This is a genomic window from Novosphingobium sp. FW305-C-111 (genome assembly GCF_058783565.1).
In genome coordinates this window covers 17,064-33,367 of the sequence record NZ_JBYSYP010000013.1, presented here as the reverse complement: position 1 = coordinate 33,367, position 16,304 = coordinate 17,064, and the positions used below count along the sequence as shown (strand labels likewise).

Genomic DNA, 16,304 nt, shown 5'->3' with positions numbered 1-16,304 from the left:
GGCCCATGTAAACAGGCGAGCGCGCGGTGGCTAGGGGGTTTTGGCCGGCTTTGCAGTGGGGCCGGGATAGCTCTTCGTGCTGCCAAACCAGCGCACCAGTTCGGTGAGCATGGCGACATCGTCCACCGTTCCGCCCAGCTCGATTGCCCCGGCCTGGTCGGTGGGGCGGTGGTAGGTGTTTTCCATGAAGCGGTTGAGCCGCTCGGGATCGGAATAGGCGGTGCTGACCATGACCGTCGGCACGTCGTGCTGCATCAGCGCCCAGATATCCTGGCGGCGGACGTAGATGTTCGCGCTGTCGTCGGCGACAACCTTGCGCTTCATCCGCCTAGCGACCTTCTCGATATCGCCGTCGAGGCCGGTCATGCCGCGACCGATGATCGTGAAGGGCAGGCCTTTGGGCACTAGGGCGTTGCTGTCGACGTTGAACGCCGCGACGATCTTGCCCAGCGGCAGCGGCGGGTTTTCGGCAAAGGCCTTCGCGCCGAGCAGGCCAAGCTCCTCCCCGGTAGTGGCGAGGACATAGACGTCGCGGTCGAGCTGCCGCCCGCGCGAGATCGCCCGCGCCACCTCGGTGATCGAGGCAACGCCGCTGGCGTTGTCGATCGCCCCATTGCAGATCAGGTCCTCGGCAGGGGGCGAGGCGCATTCGCCGAAGTGATCCCAGTGAGCGAGCAGCAGGACAGCGCCGGCAGCGGGGTTCCTGCCGGGAATCCGCCCGATCAGGTTGTGCGTGGCGATGCGGGTTTCTCGGCTGGTCGCCTCGAGCGTTGCGGTGAAGCCGAGCAGCCGCGGCGCGAAATCGGGTGCGGCGGCCTGCTTCTGGAGCGTCGCCACATCGCTGCCACCGCCGAGCAGCGTGGCCGCGGTGGTGGTCGAGACGAACGCCTCGAGATCGCCGCCAAGGCTGTCTCCGACGAGCGCGTAACCGGCGCGCTGGCGGCGGGCGATGATGTCTTCGAGGACGTGCTCGCCGTCGAGAACGGTGATGACCGCCGCCGCGCCGCCGTCGAGCAGCTGCCCCGCGCGGTCGGACGGTTCCATGCCCGCAGGAAGCTTGTCGAGCATCAGGGCGATGCGGCCCGACAGTTCCGCGCGGGGCGGGACCGGGCCGGTGCCGTTGCCGACGAACAGGACCGGCGCGTTCTGGACGAGCCCGCGCAGGCCCGACGTCACCAGGAACACCGCGCCTTCGGGCAGCGCGATCTTCTTCTTGCCACGCATGAAGGTAACGCGGCTGGCAAGCGGCGTGCGCTCGACCAGTTCGACCGGCGCGAACCAGTCCTTGCCGGGGGTGTTGGTGCCGGACACGAGCCCGAGGTCGAACCAGGTCCGCGCGAGATAGCGCAGCGTCTTGCTTTCGCCATCGGTCCCCGGCTCGCGCCCGTCGAAGTCGTCGCTGGCGAGGGTTTCGATGTGTGCGCGCAGTTCGGCCTCGACCGGATCGACCTTGGCTCGGGGCGCCGCCGCAATGAGAGACAGCGCGGCGAGCGCAAGCGCAACGCGCCCCGCGTACCCACCGTGCCGCCAACGACTCATCGCCCAGTCCTCTCGCTTCGTCGTGGCACTCGTGCTGACAAAAGCGCGAGGACGGCGCAAGTTCCGCCTCGTCCGCAATGGCGCTTCGCGGATGAAGCGCGGCTTTACGGCATCACCCCGATTTGCGGCTATTCGGCGGTCCAGCCCCCGTCCATGTTCATGTTCGCGCCGGTGATCTGCGCCGCCGCGTCCCCGCACAGGAACAGCGCCATCGCCGCCACCTGTTCGGGCTGCACGAATTGCTTGGTCGGCTGGCGGACCAGCATGACATCGCGGATCACCTCCTCGCGGCTCATGTTCCGAGCCTTCATCGTGTCGGGGATCTGGTTTTCGACCAGCGGTGTCCAGACATAGCCCGGGCTGATGCAGTTGGCGGTGATCCCGTCGGTCGCGAGTTCCAGGGCGAGCGTGCGGGTCAGGCCCATCAGCCCGTGCTTGGCAGAGACATAGGCTGCCTTGAACGGCGAAGCGGTAACCGAGTGGGCGCTGGCGGTGTTGATGATCCGCCCCCAGCCCTTCGCCTTCATGTGCGGCACGGCGAGCCGGCAAGCGTCAAACGCGGCAGTGAGGTTGAGCGCGATGATCGCGTCCCACTTTTCGACCGGGAATTCCTCGATCGGGGCGACGTGCTGCATGCCCGCGTTGTTGACGAGGATATCGACCCCGCCGAACGCCTCGGCCGCGCCGGCCATCAGTGCTTCGGTGCCATCGCGCTTCGTCAGGTCCGCCCCGATGTGGATCGCCCCGGCGCCGCTCACCGCCTGCAGTTCAGAGCAGATTGCCGCGATCGCGTCGGCCTCGCCAAAGCCGTTGACGACGACGTTCGCGCCTTCCGCTGCCAGTGCCCGCGCGCAGGCCAGGCCGATGCCCGAAGTCGAGCCAGTGACAAGCGCTGTTTTGCCCTGAAGGAACATTCGCCGACTCCGTGATTTGTGTGCAAATATGGCCACCGGCAATCGCTGCACTGCAGCAAGTTGTCCAGCGGCAAAGGGGACCAGAAAACATGCGGCTCGACGATTTCGACAACTCGATCAAGGTCGAGGACCAGCGCGGCAGCGGCGGCGGCTTCGGCCTGCCGTTCGGCGGCGGGGGCAAGCTCGGCTGCGGAACGCTCGTCATCGTCCTGATCGCCTCGGTAATATTCGGCGTCGATCCGATGCAGATGCTCGGCAGCGTCGAGCAGCAGGCCGGCAGCGGCCAGGCCGCGGGCCCGCAAGGCGGCAAAAGCCTGGAAGAAAGCTGCACCGTCGATGAATTCAGCAAGGAAAGCTGCGACGCGCTGTCCTCGCTCAACAAGACCTGGGGGACGATCTTCGCCCAGGCCGGGCAGCGGCTCGAGACGCCCAAGCTGGTATTCTATGCGCAGTCCGGCCGGTCCGGGTGCGGCGCAGCGCAAAGCGCGATGGGGCCGTTCTACTGCCCCAGCGACAATGGCATCTATCTCGATACCGACTTCTACAAGGAACTCGACCAGCGCTTCGGCGCGAAGGGCGACTTTGCCCGCGATTACGTGATCGCCCACGAATATGGCCACCATATCCAGAACATCCTCGGCCTTTCGGGCCAGGTGCAGAGCGCGTCGCGGGCCAATCCCTCGCGCGCCAACCAGCTCTCGGTGCGGCTGGAGCTACAAGCCGACTGCTATGCCGGCGTCTGGGCCGCCAAGAACCGCGACCGGATCGAGCCCGGTGACCTCGAGGAGGGCCTGACCGCGGCGCACCAGATCGGCGACGATACGCTGATGAAGAGCGCCGGCCAGCGGCCGGTCGAGGACGCCTTCACCCACGGATCGAGCGCCCAGCGCATGGAATGGCTGCGCAAGGGCATCGAGAGCGGCAACGAAGACGCCTGCGACACCTTCGGCGACCTGAGGAACTGATATAATGAAACTGCGCCCCGCCTTCGCCGCTATGCTAGTCCTGTCCGCTGTTCCGGCTGCCGCCCAGACGGCGATCGATCCCAAAAACGTCACGGCGGAGGATGTTGCGACCAAGCCGCTCAGCGACATGAACATCAAGAAGGACGAAATCCCGCCGCTGCTCGTCGAGGCGCGGGCCAAACCCTATGATCTCACCGGCTTGACCCGGTGCTCGGCGATTGGCTCGGCCATTGTGGCGCTTGACGGGGTTCTCGGCGACGACATCGACGTGGTCGATCCCAAGACCGACGGCGAAAAGCGCGGCAATTCCGCCGGCAACATCGGCAAGGCCATCGTCGGCTCGCTGATCCCGTTCGGCGGAATCATCCGCGAAGTATCGGGAGCCAACGCCGCCCAGCGCGAATGGAACGCCGCGATCTATGCGGGCTCGGTGCGCCGGGCTTTCCTGAAAGGCGTCGGCCAGCAGAAGGGCTGCAACTACCCCGCGCGCGCCGCCACCGCCCGCGAGTCGGCGGAGATCTCCGCCAAGCGCGAAGCGGACCGGCTCGCCGCCGAAGCCGCCAAGGATGCGAAGAAGCAGAAGAAGAAGAAGGACGAGCGGCGCTGATCCGCTGGTGACAGGGCTGCCAGCTTCGGCTAGCGGCGCGGCCATGCATCGCTTGCGCGCCTTCCTCCATGCCCGCCGGTGGATCGCCTTCACGGTGATCGCGCTGGCGCTGTGCATGAAGGTGGTGGTGCCGACGGGGATGATGGTCGGCAGCCAGAGCAAGGTCTTCCAGATCGAGATCTGCGCCGAAGCGATGGGGCAGACCATTTCGAAGGCCATCGCCATCCCGATGAAGCATGACGCAGGCAGCGATGCGGCCAAGCAGGCCAAGGACCACTGCCCGTGGGCCGGGTCGGCATACACGCCGCTCGCCGGAGCCGATGCGTTCCAGCTTGCCCTCGCCCTGGCGTTCATCATTGCGCTGGGCTTTGCCGCGACCCGGCCCCTGGCGCTTCTCGGCCGCGCCCATGTCCGTCCGCCCTTGAGGGGACCGCCTGCCCTCGCCTGAGCCCCGTTTGCGCCGCTTCGGCGCACCCTCAGTCGAGTTCAGGACATGTCCATGTACACTTCGCACCGCGCGCTTGCCTGCGCGCTGGCCCTCGTTTCCACACCCGCTTATGCCGCCGAAGTCGAGGACATCGAGCGCCCCGGCATCATCGTCACCGGCGAAAAGCCCGACCAGACGGCTGCGCAAACACCCGCGACGAGCGTCAGCATCGACGCCCAGCGCATCGCCGCGCAGGTCAACGCGGTCAGTATCGAGGACACGCTCAAGTACCTGCCGAGCCTGGTCATCCGCAAGCGCTCGATCGGCGACAACTTCGCACCGATCGCCACGCGTACCTCGGGGCTTGGCGCGAGCGCGCGCAGCCTGATCTACGCCGACGGCGCGCTGCTGTCGGCACTGATCGGCAACAACAACGGCAACGCCAGCCCCAGGTGGAACCTCGTCGCGACCGAGCAGGTCGAGCGGATCGACGTGCTCTACGGCCCGTTCTCCGCTGCTTATTCGGGCAACTCGATCGGCACCGTCGTCGCGATTACCACGCGAATGCCCGACAGCCTCGAGGCGCAAGCAACTGCCCTGTTCAACCATCAGTGGCACGAACAGTACGGCACGAAACTGAAGCTGCCGACCGGGCAGTTCTCGGCATCGCTGGGAGACCGCAGCGGGCGGCTGGCGTGGACGCTGTCCGCGGCCCATACGATCAGCAACGGCCAGCCGGTCTCCTATGTCGTCGCGGCCAGCGCGCCCGCCGGCACCACGGGAGCAATACCCGGCCTGACCCGGCTCGGCGCCCCCACCAAGGTGCTGGGCGCCAGCGACATCGACCACCACGAAGAGACCACTGCCCGGCTCAAGCTGGCCTACGACCTCACCGACACCGTGCGGGCGAGCTACACGCTGGCCGCCGTGTTCCACACCACCGACGCGCGGGCCGAGAGCTACCTGCGCAACGCCGCGGGCGACGCCGTCTTCACCAGCGGCTTCAACGCCGGCGTCTATCGCCGCGAGCAGCGCCACCTGTCACACGCGCTGGCTTTCGACGGGCGCGGCGAGCGGTTCGACTGGCAGGTGATCGGCACCCTGTTCGACTATGCCAAGGACCGCCAGGCCAGCCCGGCCACCGCCCTCCCCGCATCGCTCGGCGGCGGAGCAGGGCAGGAACAGCGGCAGGACGGCACCGGGTGGTGGACGCTCGACGCGCGCGGCACGCTGCGGCAGGGCGACCATGCGGTATCGCTGGGCGGACACATCGACCGCTACGACCTCCGGACGCGGACCTTTGCCGTGGCCGACTGGCGCGAGCCAGTAGCCGGCACCCGCACCGCCGCCTCGCTCGGCAAGACCCGCACGGCCGCGCTGTGGCTGCAGGACGAATGGCGGCTCGCCGAACCGCTGACGCTCACCCTCGGCGCACGGCAGGAGTGGTGGCGCGCGTTCGGCGGGTTCAACCAGACGTCCGCCGCCAACCCCGGCATCGCCCAACCTCAACGCAGCGCGGCGAAGTTCTCGCCCAAGGCGACGCTGGCGTGGCGGCCTGCACCGGCCTGGACGATCCGCGCCTCGTTCGGGCAGGCGTGGCGCTTCCCAACCGTCGGCGAGCTCTACCAGGCGACGACCGTCGGCACCGTCCTCGCCAATCCTAACCCGAACCTGCGGCCCGAACGCGCGCGGTCGGGCGAGCTGGCGGCCGAATACCGCGATGGCCACGGTTTCGCCCGGATCGCCCTGTTCGACGAAGTGATCGACGACGCGCTGATCGCCCAATCCGCGCCGGTCACCGTCACCCAGCCCAACGGATCGAACGTCACCACCTCGGTCAGCTTCGTCCAGAACGTCGACCGCACCCGCGCCCGCGGGGTCGAGGTCGCCATCGACCGCCGCGACGTCTTCCCCGGCCTCGATCTCGCCGCGAGCGTGACGTACGCCGACGCCGTGACCAGCGCGAATGCCGCTTTTCCCGCTTCCATCGGCAAGCTGCTGCCGAGCGTGCCGCACTGGAAGGCGAACGCGGTCGTCACCTGGCGTCCGGTTCCGTCGGTCTCGCTGACGGCGGCTGCCCGAATGTCGAGCCGCAACTACGGCACGCTCGACAACGCCGACACGGTCGGAAACACCTGGCAGGGTTTCTACAAGTACGCGGTGGTCGACCTGCGGATGACCTGGACGGTGAGCGACCACGTCGAACTGGCGGTCGGCATCGATAACCTCGGCAACGACCGCTACTTCCTGTTCCACCCGTTCCCGCAGCGGTCGGTCACGGGCTCGGTTCGCTGGAAGCTGTGAAGCGGCTGGCGGGTCAGCCCACCGTGTCGAGCATTTCGATCACCGGTTTGCCTGCCAGCATGCCTCCGGCCTTGGCAAAGAACGCGCCGAAATGCGGGGTCTTGCCGTGGAAATCGAGTGCGTCCTGATCGGTGTAAAGCTCCATCACCACATAGACATCTTCGGCGTCCCGCTTGCGGGCAAGCTGGTACAGCCGGTTGCCCTCTTCCTTGCGGACCTCGGCGGCAAGCTCGGCGAAAGCCGCTTCGAATTCGGCGGCGGCTTCCGGCTTGACCGGCAGGGTGGCGATCACTGCGAGCATTCGGGCATTCCTTTTGCGCATGGTCAGGTCATGCCCGCATCGGCGGCGCACGCGGACCGAGGTAACGCTTGCGCCGCCCCGCCGCAATCGCCTAAGGCGCAGCCCCAGTCGGGGAGTAGCGCAGCCTGGTAGCGCATCTGCTTTGGGAGCAGAGGGTCGCAGGTTCGAATCCTGTCTCCCCGACCACTCGCAACAGCCGCGCGCTTTGTGGTCTTATCCGGCCTCTACCTGAAGCTGCTGCCGCGCTTCCTGCGCGATTTGCGACAGTTCGTCCGCATCGACGGCCATCAACGCGGCGCGCATCCGGGGATCCCAAAACTGGCGGATATGCACCGCAGTTTCACGAACCGCCTCGTCGTGCCCGCGGGCAGCGAGGTTCGCGGCGATCTGGTTGGCCATCCGGACGATATGGGCCGTGCTGCCGGCGCTCATCCGGCGTGCTCTACCCGCCGCGCTTCGCGGGCCTGTGCGGCATAGTCACGCTGCCATTCGGACGGGCCGTTCGAGGCCGAGACCTGGACCGCCGTGACCTTGTATTCCGGGCAATTGGTCGCCCAGTCGGAGTTTTCGGTGGTGACCACGTTGGCCTGGGTGTCCGGGTGATGGAAGGTCGTATAGACCACGCCGGGAGCGACCCGGTCGGTGACAAGCGCGCGCAAGGTGGTTTCCCCTGCCCGTGAGGCCAGCCGGACCCTGTCGCCGGATTGCAGCCCGCGGTTTTCGGCATCGGTGGGGTGAATTTCGAGCACGTCCTCCTCGTGCCAGACCGAGTTGGCGGTGCGCCGGGTCTGGGCGCCGACGTTGTACTGGCTGAGGATGCGGCCCGTGGTCAGGAGCAGCGGGAAACGGGGGCCGGTCCTCTCGTCGGTGGGGATGTATTCGGTCACCACGAACTTGCCCTTGCCGCGCACGAAGCCGCCCACGTGCATGATCGGGCTGCCGTCCGGCGCGCTCTCGTTCACCGGCCACTGCAGCCCGCCCTCGGCATCGAGCCGGGCATGGCTGACGCCCGCGAAGGTCGGCGTCAGGCGCGCGATCTCGTCCATGATCTGCGAGGCGTGGTCATAGTTCCAATCGAGCCCCATCGCGTTGGCGAGGAGCTGCGTGACCTCCCAGTCCTCGTACCCGTTGGCCGGATCCATCACCCGCCGCACCATCTGGATGCGCCGTTCGGCGTTGGTGAAGGTGCCGGTCTTTTCAAGGAAGGTGCTGCCCGGCAGGAACACGTGGGCGTAATTGGCGGTCTCGTTGAGGAACAGGTCGTGGACGATGACCAGCTCCATCGCCGCGAGCCCCGCGGCGACATGGCGGGTGTTCGGATCGCTCTGGAGAATATCCTCGCCCTGCACGTACAGCGCCTTGAAGGTGCCATCGACCGCCGCATCGAGCATGTTGGGGATGCGCAGGCCCGGTTCGGGATCGAGCGCGACGCCCCAGTCCTGCTCGAACAGCGAGCGGACCGAACCGTTGGCGATATGGCGATAGCCGGGCAGTTCGTGCGGGAACGATCCCATGTCGCACGAGCCCTGGACGTTGTTCTGGCCGCGCAGGGGATTCACCCCGACCCCGCGGCGGCCGATATTGCCGGTCGCCATCGCCAGGTTGGCGATGGCGAGCACAGTGCTCGAGCCCTGGCTGTGTTCGGTGACACCGAGGCCGTAGTAAATGGCACCGTTGCCACCGGTCGCGAACAGCCGCGCCGCACCGCGGACTTCGGCAGCGGGCACCCGGGTCACTGCCTCGAGCGTTTCCGGCGCATGGCGCGGGTCGGAGACGAAGCGCGCCCAGTCCTGGTACTCATCCCAGTCACAGCGTTCGCGGATGAACGCCTCGTCGGCGAGCCCTTCGGTGACGATCACGTGCGCCAGAGCGGTCATGATCGCGACATTGGTGCCTGGCTGGAGCGGGAGGTGGTAGTCGGCCTCGATGTGCGGCGAATGGACCATGTCGATCCGCCGCGGGTCGATGACGATCAGCTTGGCCCCCTGGCGCAGCCGCCGCTTCATCCGGCTGGCGAAGACCGGGTGCCCGTCGGTCGGGTTGGCCCCGATGATCAGGATGACGTCGCTGTCCTCGACGCTGTCGAAGTCCTGCGTGCCCGCGCTGGTGCCGAACGCCTTGGACAGGCCGTAGCCGGTGGGCGAGTGGCAGACCCGCGCGCAGGTGTCGATGTTGTTCGAGCCGAAGCCAGCGCGCACCAGTTTCTGGACGAGCCAGACCTCCTCGTTGGTGCAGCGGCTCGAGCTGATCCCGCCGAGCGCGCCCGGTCCGTGCTCGGCCTTGATCGCGTTGAGGCGCTGCGCGGTGAAGGCCATCGCCTCGTCCCAGCTGACCTCGCGCCATGGCTCAGCGATGGAATCGCGGATCATCGGCTGCGTAATCCGGTCAGCGTGGTTGGCATAGCCCCAGGCGAACCGACCCTTGACGCAGGAGTGCCCGCGATTGGCCTTGCCGTCCTTCCACGGCACCATCCGCACCAGCTGCTGGCCCCGCATTTCGGCGCGGAAGGTACAGCCGACCCCGCAATAGGCGCAGGTCGTGACCACAGCGCGCTCGGGCTTGCCGATCTCCTTGATCGCCTTTTCGTTGAGCGTCGCGGTCGGGCACGCGGCGACGCAGGCGCCGCACGAGACGCATTCGGACGACAGGAAATTATCCGAACCCAGCCCTGCCGAAACCTTCGAGGCGAACCCGCGCCCGTCGATGGTCAGCGCGAACGTGCCCTGCACTTCCTCGCAGGCACGCACGCAGCGCGAGCAGACGATGCACTTGGCCGGATCGAATTCGAAATAGGGGTTCGAGGTATCGACCTGCTGGTCGAGGTTGGTCGCCCCGTCATATCCATAGCGAACGTCACGCAGGCCCACCTGGGCAGCGGTATCCTGCAGTTCGCAGTCGTTGTTGGCGCTGCAGGTCAGGCAATCGAGCGGGTGATCGGAGATGTAGAGTTCCATCACCCCGCGGCGGATCTTCTCGAGCCGCGCGGTCTGGGTCGCCACGACCATGCCTTCGCGGACCGGCGTGGTGCAACTCGCCGGCATCCCCCGCACGCCCTCGATTTCCACGAAGCACATCCGGCACGAGCCGAACGCCTCAACCTGGTCGGTCGCGCAAAGCTTGGGAATGGCCCCGCCGATCTCGGCGGCGGCGCGCATCACGCTCGTGCCCTCGGGCACGGTCACGGCGCGGCCGTCGATCGTGAGGGTGACGGCGGGCTCTCCCTTGCGGGGCGGCGTGCCCAGGTCAGCCTGCAGTTCATAGCCCATCAGCGGACTCCGTTTCGTGTTCGAGGGCCGGCCCGGAGGCCCAGTGCATCGTGTCGCCCCGCGCCAGCACCGCCAGCGCCAGGCCCGCCGCCCGGGCCCGGCGAACCGCGAGGTCGGTCGGCGCGGAGATGGATACGAGCAGAGGACAGCCGGCTCGCACCGCCTTTTCGACCAGTTCATAGGAACAGCGCGAGGTGACCAGCAGGAAACCGGTAGAGGCCTCATCCCCGCCACGGGCCAGCGCACCGATCACCTTGTCGAGCGCGTTGTGCCGGCCGACATCCTCGCGGACGATCCTGACCTCGCCGGTCGCCGAAGCAAACGCGGCGGCATGGCTGGCCGCCGTCGCGGATCCCAGGCTCTGGCGCTCATGCATCTGCCCCAGCGCCCGGCGAATCGCGCCGGGGTCGATTGCACAGGGCACCGCGAGCGGCGGGAGCGGGCGCAGCGCCGCCTCGACGCTCTCGATCCCGCAGATCCCGCAGGAGCTGTCGCCCAGACGCCGCCGGCTGCGCTCGAGGATGATCGGCAGCCGTTCCGCCGGCAGGCTGATCCGTGCCACGAGACCGGTGCCGTCCAGCACCTCGTGCAAGGTAATCTCGCCGACCTCGTCCGCACGCGCCAGTCCTTCGGACATCGCGAAGCCGGTGACGAAATCCTCGAGATCGGTCGGCGTCGCCATCATCACCGCGTAAGTGATGCCGTTGACCTCGATCGCGACCGGCATCTCGACCGGGACGGTGCGCTCGCCGCGGCGCGATTGCGCGCTGTAAGCGGTCTCGCGTACCTCGATCAGAGCGCTGCCCGGTTTCATTCGCCGAAATCCTCGGGCCAATGCCGCAGTGCGCTGGCCACCGGATACGGGGTAAACCCGCCGAGCGCGCAGAGCGAGCCGAACTTCATGGTTTCGAGCAGGTCGTCGAGCAAGTTCAGATCGTCCTGCCGGCTGCCAGCCGCCTTGCGCGCGTTGCGCATCTGCGGAAGCGCCTCGACGCTGCCGACCGGATGGGATGCCCCCGTTCGTAGCCGGTCGATCAGTTCGACCCCGCGGGTGGAGCCGATCCGGCACGGCGTGCACTTCCCGCAGGATTCGGCGGCGCAGAACGCGAACGCGAACCGCGCCTGCGCGCCCATGTCGGCGGTGTCGTCGAACACCACGATCCCGGCATGGCCGATGAGCCCGTCAGCCGCGGCGAAACTCTCGTAATCGAGCGGCAGGTCGAAGTCCGCGGGCGGGTGGTATGCGCCGAGCGGACCGCCGACCTGGACCGCCTTGACCGGCCGGCCGCTCGCTGTCCCACCGCCGATCTCGTGGACCAGCTGGCCGAGGGTCACGCCGAAGCCAACCTCGTAGAGGCCGCCGTGCCTGATGTTCCCGGCGAGCTGCACCGGCATCGTACCCCGCGAGCGGCCGAAGCCGACATCGGCATACGCCGCGGCGCCGTTGGCCATGATCCACGGCACGGCGGCAAGGGTGAGGACGTTGTTGACCACGGTCGGCTTGCCGAACAGGCCCTCCAGCGCGGGCAGCGGCGGCTTGGCCCGGACCACCCCGCGCTTGCCCTCGAGGCTGTTGAGCAGGGCCGTTTCCTCACCGCAGACATAGGCTCCGGCGCCCGTCCTGATCTCGATGCGGAACGGCGCGATCGTTGCAGCGGCCAGCGCCACCGCCTGCTCCATCTGGGCAATGGCGCGCGGGTACTCGCTGCGGATGTAAACGAAGCCCTCGTCCGCTCCGACCGCGAGACCTGCAATGGCCATGCCCTCGATCAGCATGAACGGATCGCCTTCCATGACCATGCGGTCGGCGAAAGTGCCGCTGTCGCCCTCGTCGGCGTTGCAGACGATGTATTTATGCCCGGCCTGTGCGTCGGCGACGGTCTGCCATTTGACCCCTGCGGAGAAACCCGCCCCGCCCCGGCCGCGCAGACCGGACGCAGTCACTTCCGCAAGCGTCGCGGCAGGTCCGACCCGGCGAGCCTGCGCCAGGCCCTGCCACCCGCCGGTCGCCGCGTAGTCGTCAAGGCTCAGCGAGCGGGTGCGTCCGGCGCGGGCGAAGGTGAAGCGCTGCTGTCCGGCGAGGAACGGGTGCTCCTCGATCCGCCCGATGGCCAGCGCACTCGTCCCGGCGAGAACACCGGCCACGTCGGACGGAGCCAGCGGCCCGAAACCGAAGCCGTCGATTTCGGCAAGCGGCTCCAGCCAATGCAGGCCCCAGCTGGACACGCGCTCGACCGTGCAGCCCGCCGCCGCAAACGCCGCTGCCACGGCATCTGCCCCGCAGGCGACCGCGAGCGAATCGTCGCTGATCCGTACGATTGTCACGAGAGGCTCCCGATCAGGGCATCAAGCTTCGGCCTATCCAGCCGGGCATGGACCGCGCCGCCGTCCAGTGCACACGGGCCCACCGAACACATGCCGAGGCAATAGACTGTCTCTATCTTGATGCGGGATTGCTCGGGCAAATCCGCCACCAGCGCCTCGACCCCACGCGCCTGGCAGGCCTCCGCCCGGCAAATCTTCAGCACCCGACGATCGTCCGAAATGAGCCGGAAGTCGTGGTAGAAACTGACGACCCCGTAGACTTCTGCCCGGCTCAGGTTGAGCGCTGCCGCCACGGTCTGCATCGCGCTCTCGGAGACATGGCCGAAAGCAGCCTGAACATCGTGGAGGATAGGCAGGAGAGCTCCCTTGCGCCGTTCGTGGCGCGCGAGAATGTCCTCTAGGCTCGCTGTCGTCATGCCGAACGGTTGCCGATCCGGCAACGCGTGGTCAAATCAAATGCGCCAACAAGTGATAGACGTTATCTATCAGACTAGGCCGTCCGCCGAACCGGCAAATTGCGCCGCGGTCACGGCGGCCTGTGCCATCGGCCCCAGCGGGCTGCGGCTCATGACTACCAGGCCCACGCGGCGTACCGGCGCCGGGTCCGCTGTCGGCAGCATCACGCACCATTCGAGGCCCGCGAACAGCCGGGCGTAGCCGGCAGGGACAATCGTCGCGAACCGCCCGGTGCGGACGAGCGACAGGAGCGAGACGTAACTGTCGGCCACCACTGCGGGGGTCACTGCCAGCCCCCGCTCTGCAAATTGCCGGTCGAGGATCCGGCGGAACTGCATGCCTTGATGCAGCAGGCACAGCGGTAGCGCCGTCATCTCGTTCCAATCCACGCTTTCTCGCTGGCCAAATTCCGAGTCCCTGGGCGCGACAAACAGGTACTGTTCTTCGTGCAGCGGCACGCTGAGGACGTTGGAAGGCGGTTCGTGATCGAGATAGGTGATCCCGGCGTCGAACGAATTGGCGACGAGCCCGCGCTCGATCTCGCGCGACGTCGCCGAACGGACCGCCAGGGTCAGGCCGGGGTTGCGGGACAGCAAGGCCTCGCCGAACCGTCCGACCAGAGGCAGCGCCGCCGGGATCGCACCGAGCTGGAATTCTCCGAGCAGCGGCGCGGAAAGCGCCCCCGCCGCCTGCACCAGCCCGCGCATGCTGCCCAGCACTTGCTGCGCCCACGGCAGAACGGCCTCGCCGTGCTCGGTCAGGCCGATAAACCGCTGATCGCGGTCTACCAGTCGCTTGCCCAGTTCCTGTTCGAGTGTCTTGAGCCCGGCCGACAGCGTCGGCTGCGAAACCGAACACGCGGCGGCCGCGGTCGCAAAGTGCTGCTTCTCGGCGACTGCGACAAAATATCTGAGGTGCTGGATCTGCATGGCAGTACCTCGCCCGGTTGTTCGATCGACACAGAACCTTCCTTGGTCCGCGTCGATCTTCACCGCAAGCTTGTCGCGTCAGGTCGCGGCGCCCGGCCCTGACGTCATTCCGCCGGCTGGTTCAGCGCAAGTGGCGGGCATGCCACGCGACGTGCTCGGCCATGAACGTCGAAATGAAGTAGTACGAATGGTCGTAGCCCGGCTGCATGCGGATCGTCGCGGGCTGGCCGGCGCGCTCGAACGCTTCCTTGAGCAGATGCGTCTTGAGCTGTTCGGCGAGGAAGCCGTCGGCCTCGCCCTGGTCGACCAGCAGGTCGGGCAGGCGTGCGCCGTCGTCGATCAGCGCGCAGGCGTCGTATTCGCGACACGCGCCCGCATCGGAACCGAGATAGCCGCCGAGCGCCTTGTCGCCCCACGGGCAATTCAGCGGAGAAACGATCGGGGCGAATGCGCTGACCGAGCGGAACCGTCCGGGATTGCGAAGCGCGATGGTCAGCGCGCCGTGACCGCCCATCGAGTGGCCGGTGATCCCTTGCCGGTCCATGTCGGCCGGGAACTGCGCCGCGACCAGTTTGGGAAGCTCCCGCTCGATGTAGCTGCGCATCCGGAAGTTGGCCGCCCACGGCTCCTGCGTGGCATCGACGTAGAAACCCGCGCCCTTGCCGAAGTCGTAACCGTCGTCGTCCGGCACGTCGTCGCCCCGGGGCGAGGTGTCGGGGGCGATGAAGATGACCCCGGCTTCGGCGCAGGCCGCGCGGTACTCGCCCTTTTCGGTGACATTGGCATGGGTGCAGGTCAGGCCCGACAGATACCACAGCACCGGCAGCTTCGCGCCAGGCGCATGGTCCGGGACGAAGGCCGAAAACGTCATGGCCGTGCCGGTTTCCGCCGACTGGTGCGTGTGGACGTACTGCGTGCCGCCGTGGGCGCGATTGGCGGAGACTTGTTCCATGGTGTTACTCCCCCCTCCCGCGTGCAGGAGGGGCCGGGGTGGTCTGTAGATGATGGAGCAGTTCCCGTTACAGGCCCACCCCTGACCCCTCCCGTAAGCAGGAGGGGGATTTGTCAGAAAACCACGACGCTGCGGATCGACTTGCCCGCGTGCATCAGGTCGAAGGCGGTGTTGATCTCTTCGAGGCCCATGACGTGCGTGATCATCGGGTCGATCTCGATCTTGCCGGTCATGTACATATCGACGATCTTGGGCACGTCGGTGCGCCCCTTGGCTCCGCCGAACGCGGTGCCGCGCCAATTGCGACCGGTGACCAGCTGGAACGGCCGGGTGCTGATCTCCTTCCCCGCCTCGGCCACGCCGATGATGATCGAGGTGCCCCAGCCGCGGTGGCAGGCCTCGAGCGCGGTGCGCATGACCTCGGTGTTGCCGGTGGCGTCGAAGGTATAGTCGGCGCCGCCGTCGGTCAGCGCGACGATTGCCGCGACGGTCTCCTCGCGGCTCAGGCCCTTCGAGTTGAGGAAGTCGGTCATCCCGAACTTGCGGCCCCATTCCTCGCGGTCCGGGTTGATGTCGACGCCGACGATCTTGCCCGCGCCAGCGAGCCGCGCGCCCTGGATCACGTTGAGGCCGATGCCGCCGAGCCCGAACACCACGACATTGTCGCCGACCTGGACCTTGGCGGTGTTGATCACCGCGCCGACCCCGGTGGTCACCCCGCAGCCGATGTAGCAGCTCGACTGAAACGGCGCGTCCTCGCGGATTTTCGCCACCGCGATCTCGGGGAGGACCGTGAAGTTGCTGAACGTCGAGCAGCCCATGTAGTGGAAGATGGTCTGGCCCTTGTAGCTGAAGCGCGACGTCCCGTCGGGCATCAGGCCCTGCCCCTGCGTCGCGCGGATCGCGGTGCACAGGTTGGTCTTGCCCGAGAGGCACGACTTACACTGGCGGCACTCGGGCGTGTAGAGCGGGATCACGTGGTCGCCGGGCTTCACGCTGGTCACGCCCGGGCCGACCTCGCGCACCACGCCTGCGCCCTCGTGGCCGAGAATGCTCGGGAAGATGCCCTCGCTGTCGAATCCGTCGAGCGTGTAGGCATCGGTGTGGCAGACGCCCGTCGCCATGATCTCGACCAGAACCTCGCCCGCCTTGGGGCCCTCGAGATCGAGTTCGACGATCTCCAGCGGCTGCTTGGGAGCGAAGGCGACGGCGGCGCGGGTCTTCATCGGCGGAATCCTCCAAAAGTCTTCGCGTCCCACTAGCCGAGGCCTTCCGGGCGGTCTATCCCGGCCACCGTTTCGCAGACGTCGGAAAGCGCC

General features: G+C 67.5%; 15 protein-coding genes and 1 tRNA gene. 5 read left to right on the top strand and 11 right to left on the bottom strand.

Annotation, left to right across the window (positions count from 1 at the left end; all coding sequences use genetic code 11):
- Positions 1-30: 30 nt before the first annotated feature.
- Positions 31-1,539 carry a M28 family metallopeptidase gene (locus AC3WLD_RS14620; protein WP_492557707.1) on the bottom strand — a complete coding sequence of 503 codons (1,509 nt, stop codon included), beginning with the start codon at positions 1,537-1,539 and terminating at the stop codon, positions 31-33.
- 128 nt (positions 1,540-1,667) lie between these two features.
- Positions 1,668-2,453 (bottom strand): 3-hydroxybutyrate dehydrogenase, encoded by a 786-nt coding sequence (locus AC3WLD_RS14615; RefSeq protein WP_492557706.1) that lies wholly within the window; start codon positions 2,451-2,453, stop codon positions 1,668-1,670.
- Between the two features lie 89 nt (positions 2,454-2,542).
- On the opposite strand from AC3WLD_RS14615, the gene ypfJ reads away from it, so the two are divergent.
- Genes ypfJ through AC3WLD_RS14595 form a run of 4 tightly spaced genes read left to right on the top strand, consistent with a single transcriptional unit; the run spans position 2,543 to position 6,756 of the window.
- Entirely contained in the window at positions 2,543-3,418 is an 876-nt protein-coding gene (ypfJ, locus tag AC3WLD_RS14610) for a KPN_02809 family neutral zinc metallopeptidase (protein ID WP_492557705.1), read from the top strand.
- 4 nt (positions 3,419-3,422) lie between these two features.
- A complete protein-coding gene (locus tag AC3WLD_RS14605; RefSeq protein ID WP_492557704.1) occupies positions 3,423-4,025 on the top strand; it encodes a hypothetical protein in 603 nt (200 codons plus the stop codon).
- A 43-nt stretch (positions 4,026-4,068) separates the two neighbouring features.
- The gene (locus AC3WLD_RS14600) at positions 4,069-4,473 is read left to right on the top strand and encodes a DUF2946 family protein (RefSeq protein ID WP_492557703.1); all 405 of its coding nucleotides are present in this window, start codon (positions 4,069-4,071) and stop codon (positions 4,471-4,473) included.
- 45 nt (positions 4,474-4,518) lie between these two features.
- A complete protein-coding gene (locus tag AC3WLD_RS14595) occupies positions 4,519-6,756 on the top strand; it encodes a TonB-dependent receptor (RefSeq protein ID WP_492557702.1) in 2,238 nt (745 codons plus the stop codon).
- Positions 6,757-6,769: 13 nt separating this feature from the next.
- On the opposite strand, the gene AC3WLD_RS14590 is transcribed toward AC3WLD_RS14595, so the two are convergent.
- Positions 6,770-7,057, bottom strand: a complete 288-nt coding sequence (locus tag AC3WLD_RS14590) for a putative quinol monooxygenase (RefSeq protein WP_492557701.1) — start codon at positions 7,055-7,057, stop codon at positions 6,770-6,772.
- A gap of 109 nt (positions 7,058-7,166) precedes the next feature.
- On the opposite strand from AC3WLD_RS14590, the gene AC3WLD_RS14585 reads away from it, so the two are divergent.
- A tRNA-Pro gene (locus AC3WLD_RS14585) sits at positions 7,167-7,243 on the top strand.
- A gap of 27 nt (positions 7,244-7,270) precedes the next feature.
- Here the strand turns inward: AC3WLD_RS14585 and AC3WLD_RS14580 are convergent.
- From AC3WLD_RS14580 to AC3WLD_RS14545, 8 genes are all read right to left on the bottom strand, one after another.
- Positions 7,271-7,489: a formate dehydrogenase subunit delta gene (locus AC3WLD_RS14580; protein WP_492557700.1), complete on the bottom strand. Its 219-nt coding sequence runs from the start codon at positions 7,487-7,489 to the stop codon at positions 7,271-7,273.
- On the bottom strand, positions 7,486-10,323 hold the full coding sequence (gene fdhF / locus AC3WLD_RS14575) for a formate dehydrogenase subunit alpha (protein WP_492557699.1): 2,838 nt from the start codon (positions 10,321-10,323) through the stop codon (positions 7,486-7,488). Before fdhF ends, AC3WLD_RS14580 begins: the two co-directional genes overlap by 4 nt.
- Positions 10,313-11,137 carry a formate dehydrogenase accessory sulfurtransferase FdhD gene (fdhD, locus tag AC3WLD_RS14570; RefSeq protein WP_492557698.1) on the bottom strand — a complete coding sequence of 275 codons (825 nt, stop codon included), beginning with the start codon at positions 11,135-11,137 and terminating at the stop codon, positions 10,313-10,315. Before fdhD ends, fdhF begins: the two co-directional genes overlap by 11 nt.
- Positions 11,134-12,648 (bottom strand): NADH-ubiquinone oxidoreductase-F iron-sulfur binding region domain-containing protein, encoded by a 1,515-nt coding sequence (locus AC3WLD_RS14565; protein ID WP_492557697.1) that lies wholly within the window; start codon positions 12,646-12,648, stop codon positions 11,134-11,136. Before AC3WLD_RS14565 ends, fdhD begins: the two co-directional genes overlap by 4 nt.
- Positions 12,645-13,064 (bottom strand): NAD(P)H-dependent oxidoreductase subunit E, encoded by a 420-nt coding sequence (locus tag AC3WLD_RS14560; protein ID WP_492557696.1) that lies wholly within the window; start codon positions 13,062-13,064, stop codon positions 12,645-12,647. The genes AC3WLD_RS14565 and AC3WLD_RS14560 overlap by 4 nt, the downstream gene beginning before the upstream one ends.
- Positions 13,065-13,133: 69 nt before the next feature.
- Positions 13,134-14,033 carry a LysR family transcriptional regulator gene (locus AC3WLD_RS14555; protein WP_492557695.1) on the bottom strand — a complete coding sequence of 300 codons (900 nt, stop codon included), beginning with the start codon at positions 14,031-14,033 and terminating at the stop codon, positions 13,134-13,136.
- 121 nt (positions 14,034-14,154) lie between these two features.
- The gene (gene fghA / locus AC3WLD_RS14550) at positions 14,155-14,985 is read right to left on the bottom strand and encodes an S-formylglutathione hydrolase (RefSeq protein WP_492557694.1); all 831 of its coding nucleotides are present in this window, start codon (positions 14,983-14,985) and stop codon (positions 14,155-14,157) included.
- Between the two features lie 113 nt (positions 14,986-15,098).
- A complete protein-coding gene (locus tag AC3WLD_RS14545; protein ID WP_492557693.1) occupies positions 15,099-16,211 on the bottom strand; it encodes an S-(hydroxymethyl)glutathione dehydrogenase/class III alcohol dehydrogenase in 1,113 nt (370 codons plus the stop codon).
- Positions 16,212-16,304: the final 93 nt, after the last annotated feature.

What these genes read in the sequence shown, in the direction of transcription:
- AC3WLD_RS14555 (WP_492557695.1), bottom strand. Translation starts at nt 14,033, where the DNA reads ATGCAGATCCAGCACCTCAGATATTTTGTCGCAGTCGCCGAGAAGCAG.
- fdhF (WP_492557699.1), bottom strand. Translation starts at nt 10,323, where the DNA reads ATGGGCTATGAACTGCAGGCTGACCTGGGCACGCCGCCCCGCAAGGGA.
- AC3WLD_RS14600 (WP_492557703.1), top strand. Translation starts at nt 4,069, where the DNA reads ATGCATCGCTTGCGCGCCTTCCTCCATGCCCGCCGGTGGATCGCCTTC.
- fdhD (WP_492557698.1), bottom strand. Translation starts at nt 11,137, where the DNA reads ATGAAACCGGGCAGCGCTCTGATCGAGGTACGCGAGACCGCTTACAGC.
- AC3WLD_RS14615 (WP_492557706.1), bottom strand. Translation starts at nt 2,453, where the DNA reads ATGTTCCTTCAGGGCAAAACAGCGCTTGTCACTGGCTCGACTTCGGGC.
- AC3WLD_RS14560 (WP_492557696.1), bottom strand. Translation starts at nt 13,064, where the DNA reads ATGACGACAGCGAGCCTAGAGGACATTCTCGCGCGCCACGAACGGCGC.
- fghA (WP_492557694.1), bottom strand. Translation starts at nt 14,985, where the DNA reads ATGGAACAAGTCTCCGCCAATCGCGCCCACGGCGGCACGCAGTACGTC.
- AC3WLD_RS14595 (WP_492557702.1), top strand. Translation starts at nt 4,519, where the DNA reads ATGTCCATGTACACTTCGCACCGCGCGCTTGCCTGCGCGCTGGCCCTC.
- ypfJ (WP_492557705.1), top strand. Translation starts at nt 2,543, where the DNA reads ATGCGGCTCGACGATTTCGACAACTCGATCAAGGTCGAGGACCAGCGC.
- AC3WLD_RS14620 (WP_492557707.1), bottom strand. Translation starts at nt 1,539, where the DNA reads ATGAGTCGTTGGCGGCACGGTGGGTACGCGGGGCGCGTTGCGCTTGCG.
- AC3WLD_RS14590 (WP_492557701.1), bottom strand. Translation starts at nt 7,057, where the DNA reads ATGCTCGCAGTGATCGCCACCCTGCCGGTCAAGCCGGAAGCCGCCGCC.
- AC3WLD_RS14605 (WP_492557704.1), top strand. Translation starts at nt 3,423, where the DNA reads ATGAAACTGCGCCCCGCCTTCGCCGCTATGCTAGTCCTGTCCGCTGTT.
- AC3WLD_RS14580 (WP_492557700.1), bottom strand. Translation starts at nt 7,489, where the DNA reads ATGAGCGCCGGCAGCACGGCCCATATCGTCCGGATGGCCAACCAGATC.
- AC3WLD_RS14545 (WP_492557693.1), bottom strand. Translation starts at nt 16,211, where the DNA reads ATGAAGACCCGCGCCGCCGTCGCCTTCGCTCCCAAGCAGCCGCTGGAG.